Genomic DNA, 12,430 nt, shown 5'->3' with positions numbered 1-12,430 from the left:
CTTTCAGCAGGCCTTAAACAGGCATTTGAATAAATATTGCAGAATGGAAATATTTTTAAAGTTTTTGGAAGAATATTGAAAGATAATGGAAAAGGAGTGATATGCCCTTCAGAGGGATTTGAATTATTTTTAATTGGTTAAAAATGTGTTTTATTTTCGGTAAGGCGTTGCACGCATTTTGTGTGCAGCGCTTTTTTTATCTACCATACGGCCGCCGCTACGCGGCTTAAAGGGGGTGGTGGGGAACGGTATTTCTACCATACGATCGCCGCTACGCGGCTGAACCCCGAGCCCCATGCCCCATGCCATTCTCTGCGAAATCTTACTACCATACGGCCGCCGCTACGCGGCTTCAAAAAATGATAAAATTTCACAATGACAGTCCGCTGGCTAGCGGATCCGCCGGAAGGCGGACAGGCGAAGCCCAGAAACCAGAAACCAGAAACCTTGAACCTATAACCTGAAACCCGAAACCCGAAACCTTAAACCTTAAACCTTAAACCTTAAACCTTAAACCTGAACCCCGACAACCCTTCAAATCCCTTATCTTTGTAACTGTTAACCAAAACCCAAAACAACGATGAGAAAGCTATTCCTGTCCTTACTGATGCTGGTCTTATTAATCCCAGCCCTGGCTCAGCCCAAAGTGCTTATCACCTATCACAGCCAGACGGGCAACACCCGTGGATTGGCTGAGGCCGTTGCCATGGGGGCCTCAGAGGTTGAAGGGGTGCAGGTGGTATTGAAAGCCATTGCGGAAACCACACAGGCCGATTTGCTGGAGGCGGCTGCCATCATCGTGGGCAGCCCCGTTTACAATGCCAATGTGGCGCCGGCGGTGCAGGCATTTATTGCTTCCTGGCCCTTTGAGGGCGCCCCTATGAAGGATAAGCTGGGGGCGGCCTTTGTCACTGCCGGGGGTATCTCGGCAGGGGAGGAGCTCACGCAGATGAATATCCTGCATTCGATGCTGATCTTTGGGATGATCGTGGTGGGCGGACCCGACTGGACTGCTCCCTTCGGGGCTTCAGCCATCGTGGGCGAAGCGCCCTTCGATCAAACCGAAGGCCTGGCCCCGCAGTTCATCCAGAAAGGAGAGGCCCTGGGCCGGCGCGTGGCGGAACTGGCGTTGAGATTAAATCCTTAAGGGATAGGACAGGGTCCGGGGAAAGGGGTTTCCCCGCCTGAAAAATTTTTCAACAGCAAGCTGCCCGGGTTCGGCATGAATCCTCAGATCCAGTCAGGCTTTGTAAAATCCCGTCCTTTTATCTTACCCATCCTTCGCATCAGCAGTCGGTCGAACGAAAAGGCCCCTGCGCCCATCACCAGCAAAAACAGCGAGCCCAGCGTCATGGCCAGGTCGGTGCGCGAGGCGTGCATCATGGTCCAGAAGCCTTCCAGCGAAAACATGGGCAGCTTGGTGGTGTATAGGGCCACGCTCATGATCACCAAAAGGGGGATGGAGGCAAAGCGCGTCAGCAGCCCGATAAGCACCAGCAGCCCGCCCAGCACCTCTATGGTGCCAACAAAATACCCCAAAAACTCAGGATTGGGCAGGCCGATGGCCTCAAAGCGCCCCGCCCCGCGGATGGCAGGGAAAAGAAATTTCTGGACGCCCTCGGAAATGAACACCACCCCCACCATCAGGCGGATCAGCAGCGTGGAGGCCAAATTACCAGTGTAAATCATCTTTTTGATCATAGGGCTTTCCTTTTCAATAAACCTAAACACCCGCCCCGGTGGAATTGTTTGTTTTTCCGCCATCGACCCGAAAATTAATCGGCCCTGCTTCAGCGCATTGCCCCAGAAAGCCTATCTTTGCACTGTTTTAAAAAATCGCTGTTTTTATGAGTTTATTGATTGTAGGCACTGTGGCCTTTGATGAAGTGGAAACCCCTTACGGGAAAACCGGGAAGATCCTGGGCGGTGCCGGAACCTATATCGGCCTGGCTGCCAGCCTCCTAACCGATGAAATAAGCATTGTTTCCGTGGTGGGGGGCGACTTCCCCAAAAAATACCTGGATCTTTTCAGGGACAAGAAAATCGACACCTCAGGACTAAAAGTGGTTGAGGACGGGAAGACCTTTTTCTGGGCAGGTAAATACCACCAGGACATGAATACCCGCGATACGCTGATAACCGACCTGAATGTACTGGCCGATTTCGACCCTGTGGTGCCAGAGCACGCCCTTACAAGCGATTACCTCTTGCTGGGCAACCTGACCCCGGCCATTCAGCGGCGCGTCATTGAGCAGATGACAGAGCGTCCCAAGCTCATTGTGATGGATACCATGAACTTCTGGATGGACTCCGCCTGGGATGACCTGATGGAGGTGCTGACCATGGTCGACGTGCTGACCATCAACGACGAGGAGGCACGCCAGCTCTCAGGCGAGCATTCGCTTGTCAGGGCAGCCCGCAAGATCCTCACCATGGGACCCAAATACCTCATCGTCAAGAAAGGTGAGCACGGGGCGATGCTTTTCTTTGAAGACCAGATCTTCATTGCCCCGGCGATGCCCCTCGACGAGGTCTTCGACCCCACGGGTGCCGGCGACACTTTTGCCGGGGGCCTCATCGGCTATATCGCACGCCGCAACGACACCTCGTTCGATACCCTGAAAACAGCCATCATCTTCGGTTCGGCCATGGCTAGCTTTACCGTAGAGAAATTTGGCACCGACCGCCTGCTCGAGATCGGCGAAGCTGAAATCCAGAACCGACTGGCAGCATTTGCCAGCCTGGTGGCCTTCAAAATCTAATGCATTCTTAATCATGATTTTTTGAAGGAGAAGTGCGGTTGCTATGCAGTTTTTTCATAACTTTAGCCACTTTTTTCGGGACCGCAGCCCGGAGCCGGAAGGGTGTTTGCCGGGCCCGTTTTTGTTGCTGCCCGACGTATTAAGGGAAATATCAACCAAATTCATTATACACGCTTAAACCTGTTGACGCTGTTATGAAAGTATATCAAACAAACGAAATTAAGAACATCGCCCTCATTGGAGGTGCGAAATCGGGGAAAACCACCCTGGCCGAAGCCATGCTCTTCGAAGGCGGGGTCATTAACCGCAGGGGTTCTGTCGACGACAAGAACTCGGTTTCTGACTACCGCGAAATAGAACTGGAACGCCAGGCATCCGTTTTCTCCACCGTGATGTATGCCGAATATGCTGGAAAGAAGATCAACATCATCGATACCCCCGGTTTTGACGATTTCATCGGTGAGGTGATCGCTGCCCTGAAAGTATCGGATACCGCCGTGATGGTGGTCAACTCGCAAAACGGGGTGGAAGTAGGTACCGAGATTACCTGGCGCTATATCACCGCCCTCGAGAAACCCGCCGTATTCCTGGTCAACCAGCTGGAGCACGAAAAAACCAATTTTGATGAGACCATCCGTCAGCTCCGCAGCCATTTCGGCGACAAGGTGCTGGTGGCCCAGTACCCGGTGAATGCCGGTCATGGCTTCGACAGCGTGGTCGACGTGCTGAAAATGAAACTCTATAAATTCCCCGACGGCGGTGGCCAGCCTGTCATCAGCGACCTGCCCGCCGAAGAACAAAGCAAGGCCGAAGAATATCACAACGCCATCATCGAGGCTGCCGCCGAGAGTGAGGAAGCCCTGATGGAAGCCTTCTTCGAGAATGGTACCCTCAGCGATGAACAACTGGCAAAGGGCATCAACCAGGGTATCGCCACCCGCACGATGTTCCCCGTATTGTGTATCTCCGGAAAACACAACCAGGGCGTAAACCGCTTCATGGAGTTTGCCGTTGAGAACCTGCCCGCACCCAACGAGGTGGCCCCCACCAAGACTGCCGAGGGCCAGGATCTGGCTTTCGATCCTGCCGGAGCCCCCGTAGCCTTCGTATTCAAAACCGCCGTTGAGCCCCACCTTGGCGAGATCTCTTTCTTCAAGGTTTACAATGGCACCATCGCCGAATCCATCGACCTGGTCAACGCCAACACCGGCTCCAAGGAAAGACTCTCTCAGCTTTTTGCCGTGGCCGGAAAGAACCGCCAGAAGGTCGAGAAAGTGATGCCCGGCGACATTGCCGCCACCATCAAACTGAAAGACACCCACACCAACAACAGCCTGACTTCCTCCAAGAACCAGGGCCAGATGGTGTCGCCCATCGTGTTCCCCGAAGCCAAGATCCGCATGGCTGTGAAAGCCAAAAACACCGCCGACGAAGAAAAACTGGCAGGGATCCTCAAGGAAATGTACAACATCGACCCCACCCTCACCTATGAACACTCGAAGGAACTCAAGCAGGTGATCCTCTCGGGACAGGGCGAGATGCACCTGAACGTGGCCAAGTGGATGATCGAAAACATCAACAAGGTGGGCATCGAATTCCTGGCGCCCAGGATTCCCTACCGCGAAACCATTACCAAAAACGCCAAGGCCAGCTATCGCCACAAGAAACAATCGGGTGGTGCCGGTCAGTTTGGCGAGGTACACATGATGATCGAGCCTCACTACGAAGGCAAACCCGATCAGACCGAGTTCCCCATCCGTGGCCGCGACGAGCACGAACTGCCCTGGGGCGGGAAACTCATTTTCAACAGCTGTATTGTGGGTGGCGCGATCGACTCCCGCTTCATGCCCGCCATTCTGAAGGGTATCATGGAGAAGATGGAAGAAGGCCCGCTGACCGGTTCCTATGCCCGCGACATCATCGTGAACGTTTACGATGGTAAGATGCACCCGGTTGACTCCAACGAAATTTCGTTCAAGCTTGCCGGCCGTAACGCCTTCAAGGATGCCTTCAAAAACGCTGCACCCAAGATCCTCGAACCCATTTATGACGTGGAAGTCACCGTTCCGGAAGAAAAGATGGGCGACGTGATGACCGACCTGCAGGGCCGCCGTGCCATCATTATGGGTATGGAAAGCGAAGGCCACTACCAGAAGATCAAAGCCAAGGTTCCCCTGGCCGAACTCAACCGCTATTCCACCTCGCTGAGCTCGCTCACCAGCGGCCGTGCCACCTATGGCATGAAGTTCGCCGAATACCAGCAGGTGCCCATGGACGTTCAGGACGCACTGCTCAAAGCTTACGAAGAAGAGGAAAAAGACGAAGATTAGTCTTCAGTCAGGATCCCTTAAACCTTTCGACCGCCCCGGCCTTCTAGCCGGGGCGGTTTTTTTTCTCCCGGAATTATCAGGGCGATCATGGCCCGGCCCAAAAGCTGTTTTTCTTATACCAGAGAGGGAGTTAATACGGAGTTTATTCGGTTTAAACCGAATAAACTCCGAATAAACTCCGTATTAACTATGAAGATGGTTTGATTTTCAATGCTTTATGGAAGGCTAAAAAGGCCTTATTGCATGGCAGGCATCACGAAAGTCAGTCCCGGCACAAAGGGCAAGGGGATTAATTGGTAAAACACCTTGCAAAAGTTTGAATTTTTTTTATTTTTGTCTTACAAACCAAATCATTGGTTTACTATAAGTTAGAGATTTAATTCAATTAAGTTAAAAAAGTATTTGATAAGGTTTTATTTATTACTTGGGATCTATGGCAAAAGATAAGGCAGGGCAAGCTAGCCAGGAAAGTGGATCAGGTGGTTTTCTGAAGTGGATAGAGGAATTGGGGAATAAGCTGCCTCATCCTTTCTGGATCTTTGTATGGATATGCATCCTGATCGTATTGACCAGTGCGGTGACGGCCTGGCTGGGGGTGAGTGCGGTTGATCCCGGGACGGGCCGGGTGGTGGAGGCGCAGAACCTGCTGTCGGGCGAAGGGCTCAGACGCTTTGTAGAGCATATGGTGAGCAACTTTGCCTATTTCGCCCCCTTTGGACTGGTTTTGGTCATGCTGATGGGGGTTTCCATAGCCGAAGGCAGTGGCTTGCTGGCCGTGGCCCTTCGCACAGTGGCTTTTTCGGTTCCCAGGAAGATCGTACTACCCGTGATCTTTATCATCGGGGCTTGCGGAAACATCGGCTCGGATGCGGGGGTGGTGATCGTTCCGCCCATTGCAGCCCTGATCTTTTCGCAGATGGGGCTGAGTCCCATTGCAGGCCTTATCGCCGGTTACGCGGGCGCTACGGCAGGTTTTACGGCCAATTTCTTCATTGCCGGCACCGACGTGTTGCTGGCGGGCATCAGCACCGAGATCACCCATCACATCGATCCTAACCTGGAGGTCAGTGCAACGGCTAACTGGTATTTTATGATCGCATCGACCTTTATGCTTGGGATAGGAGGGGCCTTTGTGGCGCGCCGCTATACCATTCCCCGCTGCCGGCAGTTTGCCATCACCGGAGAGGTAGAGGAGGTCGTCGAAAACCCATCCCTTAGCCCTGTCGAGCGCAGGGGGATGAGGCAGGCAGGCCTGGCCTTGCTGGCTTATGTGGTGGTGATCATCCTCCTGGTAGTGCCCCCCGGGGCGCCCTTGAGAAATGTGGAAACCGGTGGGCTCGTGCCTTCGCCCTTCCTCAGGGGCCTGGTGCCCATCCTGTTCTTTATGTTTGCCATCCCGGGCTATTTCTATGGGAAAGCCACGGGCTCCATCCGCAAATCGAACGATGTGCTCAAGCTGATGGAACAGGGGATGAAGGACCTCTCGGGCTATATCGTCCTGATGCTGGTGGTGGCCCAGTTTATCAACCTGTTCTACTGGTCGAACCTCGATACCATCCTGGCCATCAAGGGGGCAGAGGTGCTGAAAGCCTCAGGCCTGACCGGGCCGGTGATGTTTACCCTGTTTATGATCATCGTGGCCGTTCTGAATATTTTCCTGGGCAGCGGATCGGCCAAATGGGCCATTTTTGCCCCGGTATTCATCCCCATGCTTTACCAGCTTGATTACAGCCCTGCCTTTGTGCAGTTGATGTACCGTGTGGGGGATTCCATCACCAACTGCGTGACCCCGCTTTATGTCTATTTCCCGCTCTTGCTGGGGTGGATCCATAAGTACAACAAGAACATCGGCATTGGCACCATCGTATCGCTGCTGATACCCTATGCCATTGTGCTGTTCATTATGTGGCTGATATTGCTGTTTGTTTGGTTTGGCCTGAACCTGCCCATAGGGGTGGGTGAGTGGATCTACCTCCAATAGGTGATTGACGTTATTTTCGGACTTGCAGCATAGATGGCAAGAAGCTTGTATGCTGGCTTTCGGCTCCTGTTTTTAACCACCAAAAAATTACGCATTATGGACCATCGGGCAGAAATTTTGTTTTCGCGTCGCAGCATTCGTCAATACAAGCCTGGCGCCTCCTTAAGCCATGAACAATTGCATTTCCTGCTGGATGCGGCCATGAGCGCCCCCACGGCGCGAAACCGTCAGCCCTGGCAGTTTGTGGTGGTGACGCGCAAGGATCTGTTGGAGGAGCTTTCCCGTCGCCATCCCTATGCCAAAATGCTTAGCGGGGCCAGCCTGGCGGTGGTGGTTTGCGGTGACCCCAGCCTTGAACAGGAAGAGAGCTACCTGGTGCAGGCTTGCTCAGCGGCAACCCAGAACCTCTTGCTGGCCGTGGAGGCCATGGGGCTTGGCGGGGTTTGGCTGGGTGTTCATCCCCGCAAGGAACGGACGGAAGCCATCAGGGAACTGTTGGGGATCCCGCCTGAAATGGTGCCCGTCACAATGGTTTCGATTGGTTACCCGGCCGAAAAAAAACCCCGTAATGCCAATTACCGGCACGACAGGGTTCATAAGAATGGCTGGACCAATACGGTTGCTTAGCCGCATTTGCTCTCGCCGCAGGTGGTGCAGATGAGGCAGCCTTCCTGGTAGATCACCGTTTCCTGGTTGCATTTGCTGCAGACGCGTCCGTGGGCCTTGGTACCATCGGCAATGAATTTCTTCAGGGCACGCACCACGCCGTTTTTCCAGGTATGCAGGTGGTCGCTGTCGAGACTCAGGTCTTCGATGACGTCGACCACCGAGGGCAGGGGCATGCCGTGGCGCAGGATGCCCGAGATGAGCTTGGCATAGTTCCAGAATTCCTTGTGGAACGATCGCGAGAGGCCTTCAATGGTGACCCGGTATCCATCGCGGTCGAGGAACTGGAAGTCGTAGCGGCTTTCACCGTTTTCGTTGCGGTTCTTCATCACCCAGCCTTTGTCAACATAAACGGGGAGGTAAAATCCATCGGCTTTACCGGTAAATATTTCGTAGGGGCGTTCGTTGAGGATGCCCACTACGGCAAGCCATTTCTCGGAGTCGTTGTGGAAACGCACCACTTCGCATTCCAGGATCTTGGGACGCTTGGGAGCATTGGTTTCCCTGAATTCCTGCTTGTCTTCTTTTTTGGTGTCCTTCACCAGAACGCCGGAGCGTGAGCCGTCGCGATAAACGGTGATGCCCTTGCAGCCGCTTTGCCAGCCGGTCAGGTAGATCTTGCCTACCAGTTCTTCGGTGACGTTGTTGGGCACGTTGACGGTGACGCTGATGGAATGGTCGACCCATTTCTGGACAGCACCCTGCATGGTCACCTTGGCCACCCAGTCGACATCGTTGGCAGTGGCCTTGTAAAAGGGCGACTGGCGGATGACGTCCTGCAGCTCGCTTTCCTTCATATGGACCAGCTTTTCTTCATCGTGGCCGTTGGCCTTCATCCAGTCGATGAATTTGTGGTGGAATACGTTGTATTCTTCCCAGTGGTCGCCAATCTCATCGACAAAGTCCACGCGAACGTTCTTGTCGTTGGGGTTGACCTTGCGGCGGCGCTTGTAGGCTACCATAAACACCGGTTCTATGCCCGAGGTGGTCTGTGTGAGGAGGGAGACGCTTCCGGTGGGGGCAATGGTCAGCAGGGCGATGTTGCGTCGGCCGTGCTGCTGCATGTCGGCATAGAGTTTGGGGTCAGCATCGCGCAGGCGCTGAATGAAGGGGTTGTTTGCTTCGCGGCTGCTGTCGTAAATCGGGAAGGAACCCCTGTCGGCGGCCAGGTCAACGGAAGAACGGTAAGCGGCCAGGGCGAGGGTTTTGTGTACGTTGACCGAGAAGTCGGTGGCTTCTTCAGTGCCGTAACGGTAACCCAGTGCGGCCAGCATATCGCCTTCGGCGGTGATGCCAATGCCGGTACGGCGGCCTTCGATACACTTCTGGCGGATTTTCATCCACAGGTCTTTCTCCACCCGTTTCACTTCCTCAAGTTCGGGGTCGGTATCAATCTTTTCGATGATGCGGTCAATTTTTTCCAGCTCCAGGTCGATGATGTCGTCCATGATGCGTTGTGCCAGTGCCACATGATTTTTAAACAGGCCGTGGTCGAAGTTGGCTTTGCTGGTAAAGGGCTGGTTGACATAGCTGTACAGGTTTATGGCTAGCAATCGGCAGCTGTCGTAAGGGCACAGCGGGATCTCGCCGCAGGGGTTGGTCGAAACGGTACGGAAGCCCTGGTCGGCATAGCAGTCGGGCACGGATTCGCGCAGGATGGTGTCCCAGAACAGGATGCCGGGCTCGGCCGAACGCCAGGCGTTGTGAACGATTTTTTTCCAGAGCTCGTTGGCGTTGATGCGCTTGATGTATTTAGGCTCGCTGGCCTGAATGGGATACTGCTGGACAAAGTCTTCCTGGTCGACGACAGCCTGCATGAACTCGTCGGTGATCTTCACCGAGACATTGGCACCCGTCACCTTGCCCTGTTCGAGTTTGGCGTCGATAAAGCTTTCGGCGTCGGGGTGCTTGACGGAGACGGTGAGCATCAGGGCGCCGCGGCGACCATCCTGTGCGACCTCGCGGGTGGAATTGGAATAGCGTTCCATGAAGGGCACCAGTCCGGTGGAGGTCAGCGCGCTGTTTTTTACGGGGCTTCCCTTGGGTCGGATGTGGGAGAGGTCGTGACCAACGCCACCGCGGCGTTTCATCAGTTGAACCTGTTCCTCATCGACTTTCATGATGCCGCCGTAAGAGTCGGCTTCGCCTTTGTTGCCAATGACAAAGCAGTTGGAGAGTGATCCGATCTGAAAGGGGTTGCCGATGCCGGCCATGGGACTGCCCTGGGGTACGATGTACTTAAAGCGGTCGAGGGCCTTGAAAATGGTCTCGGCATCCAGGGGGTTGGGGTATTTCTTTTCAATGCGTGCAAGTTCACGGGCAATGCGCCAGTGCATATCCTCAGGGGTCAGCTCATAAAGGTTGCCGTCAGAGTCTTTCAGGGCGTATTTGTTGACCCAGACTCCCGCCGCCAGGCTATCGCCCCTGAAATATTCGGTGGTTTTTTTCAGTGCCTCTTCAAAAGCATACTTCTTGAACGTGGGTTCAACATCTTCTGGCCGAACCTTTGGTTCTTCTTGAATGTCAGGCCTGCTTCGCTGATCTAGCACTTGGTTGTACAGATTCTGATTCTCTTTTTCCTGTCCAATCTCACTCTGTGCATCCGGAAATGCAGATTTATTCTCCATTGCAAGTATTGATTTTTAGCGTTTTATGTTGGGGAAATCGCCCTCTTGATCTTAAAAGCAATGCAACAGAAGTGCATAATAAAGGCGATTCAAAAGCGAAGATAAAAAACAAAATTATTATCCCGGGGGGTAGGTTATTAACAAAGTCCGAAAGTTATTAACCAACGGGCTTCAACTCATTGATAGGAAAAAGGATACGGAATAATTCAATTCTTTAAATGTGTTGTTTATTTTTAAAGCATTAAAAATCAGCGCATTACTTATTCAATATTTGTATAAGTTACACGCTTTGATTGACTTACGCCCTGAAAAGTATTTAATCAGGGCGCATGTCTTTTTGCTGTTCTGACCGCATTTCGGAACTGATCTTAGCCCTCTCCGAACTCGATGAGGTAGGCTTTGATGAAATCGTCAATTTCACCATCCATCACCAACTGAACATTGGAGGTTTCGACACCTGTTCGCAGGTCTTTGACCAGTTTATAAGGATGGAAGACGTAGTTACGGATCTGCGAGCCCCATTCGATCTTTTTCTTGGTGCTTTCGAGGGCATCGAGTTTTTCCCGCTTTTTACGGAGTTCGATTTCATACAGCTGCGATTTCAACATGGTGAGGGCCTTTTCGCGGTTCTGCCCCTGTGAGCGGGTTTCCTGGCACTCCACCACGATTCCGCTGGGCTCGTGGTACAACCTGACAGCAGTTTCCACCTTGTTGACGTTTTGTCCGCCGGGGCCGCTTGAGCGGAAGGTATCCCAGCTGATGTCGGCAGGGTTGATCTCGATGGTGATGTTGTCGTCAATCACAGGATAGGCATAGACGGAAGCAAAGGAGGTGTGCCTGCGGTTGGCAGAATCGAATGGGGAGAGCCTCACCATGCGATGTACGCCGCTTTCGCCCTTGAGGTATCCGAAGGCGAACGCCCCCTCGAATTCAATGGAAGCGCTTTTGATGCCCGCCCCGTCGCCTTCCTGCAGGTCAAGCACTTTGGTTTTGTAATCGTTGCGCTCGCCCCAGCGCAGGTACATGCGCATGAGCATTTCGGCCCAGTCCTGGCTTTCGGTGCCTCCTGCACCTGAATTGATGTTCAGGATGGCATTGAGGCGGTCTTCCTCCTTGCTGAGCATTTTTTTAAACTCCAGGTCTTCGACGGCCCGGATGCCTTTTTCATATTGCTTGTCGACTTCGGCCTCGGTGGCTTCGCCGGCTTCAAAAAAATCGAAAAGGACTTTCAGGTCATCCAGCTCGCGTGCCGCACCATCATAGGCATCCGTCCATTTCTTAAGCTCGCTGATCTGGCGAAGGATGATTTCAGCTTCCTTGGGGTCGTTCCAGAAGTCGGGGCTCTCGCTGATTTTCTGTTGCTTTTCTATCTGAGTTTGTTTGCCATCGATGTCAAAGGAACCTCCTCAGGGCCTCAAGCCGCTTATCCAGTTCCTTCAGGTTTTCGGAATAGATCATTGTTATTATTGTTTTTGTTTATAATTCGTTTACCATCTTCCAGACCAGCTCGGGTTCAAATCCTTTCCCGATGCAATGCTGTGCTGTTTTTCCCTTTGCATTGAAGGGCGGCAGCCCCTTGAGGCTGTCGTATTTTTTTCGGGTCAGGCCTTCCAGTACCCTGAGGTATTCGTCCTCATCAATCTCCGTCAGGGCTTGCTGAATGATTGCATGGGCAACCTGGTGATGAGCAAGTTCCTGCAGGATGCGGACGCGGCCCCAATGGTTGTTGCGGAATTTGCCCCTGACCAAAGCCCTTGCAAAGCGTTCTTCGTTAAGGAAGCCTTCGTTTTCCAGTGCATCAAGAACCCTGCCGCTAAGCTCCGTGCTGGCACCAAGCTGATGGAGGCGCAGAGCAGTTTCCTTTTTGCTGCGGTCGCGGTAGGCGCAATAACGCCGCCCTTTTTCAAGGAACTCTTCAAAGAGCATCGCGGAAGCTGAGGCTTGTGGGTCCATGCCTTTGGGCTGAAAGGTGAAGGCAAAGGTACATCAATACCCCCGAAAATAAAAACAGTGTGCACGAAGGCTGTCATTTCAATGACTGTTCGTGCACACTGCCTTGCTGAT

General features: G+C 53.2%; 9 protein-coding genes. 5 read left to right on the top strand and 4 right to left on the bottom strand.

The window, feature by feature from the left end:
• The first annotated feature begins 580 nt into the window (after positions 1-580).
• Positions 581-1,147, top strand: a complete 567-nt coding sequence (locus V2I46_01445; GenBank protein MEE4176152.1) for a flavodoxin family protein — start codon at positions 581-583, stop codon at positions 1,145-1,147.
• Positions 1,148-1,230: 83 nt separating this feature from the next.
• On the opposite strand, the gene V2I46_01440 is transcribed toward V2I46_01445, so the two are convergent.
• A complete protein-coding gene (locus tag V2I46_01440) occupies positions 1,231-1,701 on the bottom strand; it encodes a DoxX family protein (GenBank protein MEE4176151.1) in 471 nt (156 codons plus the stop codon).
• 146 nt (positions 1,702-1,847) lie between these two features.
• Here V2I46_01440 and V2I46_01435 point away from each other — a divergent pair, with 146 nt between their 5' ends.
• The 4 genes from V2I46_01435 to V2I46_01420 all read left to right on the top strand — a co-directional run bounded on the left by V2I46_01435 (position 1,848) and on the right by V2I46_01420 (position 7,700).
• The gene (locus tag V2I46_01435) at positions 1,848-2,762 is read left to right on the top strand and encodes a PfkB family carbohydrate kinase (GenBank protein MEE4176150.1); all 915 of its coding nucleotides are present in this window, start codon (positions 1,848-1,850) and stop codon (positions 2,760-2,762) included.
• A 194-nt stretch (positions 2,763-2,956) separates the two neighbouring features.
• On the top strand, positions 2,957-5,092 hold the full coding sequence (locus V2I46_01430; protein ID MEE4176149.1) for an elongation factor G: 2,136 nt from the start codon (positions 2,957-2,959) through the stop codon (positions 5,090-5,092).
• A 433-nt stretch (positions 5,093-5,525) separates the two neighbouring features.
• Positions 5,526-7,073, top strand: coding sequence for an AbgT family transporter (locus V2I46_01425; protein ID MEE4176148.1), 1,548 nt, complete (start codon positions 5,526-5,528; stop codon positions 7,071-7,073).
• Between the two features lie 96 nt (positions 7,074-7,169).
• Positions 7,170-7,700, top strand: coding sequence for a nitroreductase family protein (locus V2I46_01420; GenBank protein MEE4176147.1), 531 nt, complete (start codon positions 7,170-7,172; stop codon positions 7,698-7,700).
• Here the strand turns inward: V2I46_01420 and V2I46_01415 are convergent.
• The 3 genes from V2I46_01415 to V2I46_01405 all read right to left on the bottom strand — a co-directional run bounded on the left by V2I46_01415 (position 7,697) and on the right by V2I46_01405 (position 12,319).
• The gene (locus tag V2I46_01415) at positions 7,697-10,366 is read right to left on the bottom strand and encodes an adenosylcobalamin-dependent ribonucleoside-diphosphate reductase (protein ID MEE4176146.1); all 2,670 of its coding nucleotides are present in this window, start codon (positions 10,364-10,366) and stop codon (positions 7,697-7,699) included. The genes V2I46_01420 and V2I46_01415 overlap by 4 nt on opposite strands.
• Before the next feature lie 368 nt (positions 10,367-10,734).
• A protein-coding gene (gene prfB / locus V2I46_01410) for a peptide chain release factor 2 (protein ID MEE4176145.1) occupies positions 10,735-11,824 on the bottom strand; the annotation gives its coding sequence in 2 pieces (ribosomal slippage) (positions 10,735-11,760 and positions 11,762-11,824; 1,089 coding nt in all).
• 18 nt (positions 11,825-11,842) lie between these two features.
• The gene (locus tag V2I46_01405) at positions 11,843-12,319 is read right to left on the bottom strand and encodes a regulatory protein RecX (GenBank protein ID MEE4176144.1); all 477 of its coding nucleotides are present in this window, start codon (positions 12,317-12,319) and stop codon (positions 11,843-11,845) included.
• Between the last annotated feature and the right edge of the window lie 111 nt (positions 12,320-12,430).

This window comes from Bacteroides sp., assembly GCA_036351255.1.
In the GTDB taxonomy this organism is placed as follows: Bacteria; Bacteroidota; Bacteroidia; order Bacteroidales; family UBA7960; genus UBA7960.
Note: the sequence above shows the minus strand (reverse complement) of the source record. Positions and strands in the feature narration are given on the sequence as shown.

Coding starts and splice junctions, on each gene's coding strand:
- V2I46_01445 (MEE4176152.1), top strand. CDS start 581: ATGAGAAAGCTATTCCTGTCCTTACTGATGCTGGTCTTATTAATCCCA.
- V2I46_01440 (MEE4176151.1), bottom strand. CDS start 1,701: ATGATCAAAAAGATGATTTACACTGGTAATTTGGCCTCCACGCTGCTG.
- V2I46_01435 (MEE4176150.1), top strand. CDS start 1,848: ATGAGTTTATTGATTGTAGGCACTGTGGCCTTTGATGAAGTGGAAACC.
- V2I46_01430 (MEE4176149.1), top strand. CDS start 2,957: ATGAAAGTATATCAAACAAACGAAATTAAGAACATCGCCCTCATTGGA.
- V2I46_01425 (MEE4176148.1), top strand. CDS start 5,526: ATGGCAAAAGATAAGGCAGGGCAAGCTAGCCAGGAAAGTGGATCAGGT.
- V2I46_01420 (MEE4176147.1), top strand. CDS start 7,170: ATGGACCATCGGGCAGAAATTTTGTTTTCGCGTCGCAGCATTCGTCAA.
- V2I46_01415 (MEE4176146.1), bottom strand. CDS start 10,366: ATGGAGAATAAATCTGCATTTCCGGATGCACAGAGTGAGATTGGACAG.
- V2I46_01405 (MEE4176144.1), bottom strand. CDS start 12,319: ATGGACCCACAAGCCTCAGCTTCCGCGATGCTCTTTGAAGAGTTCCTT.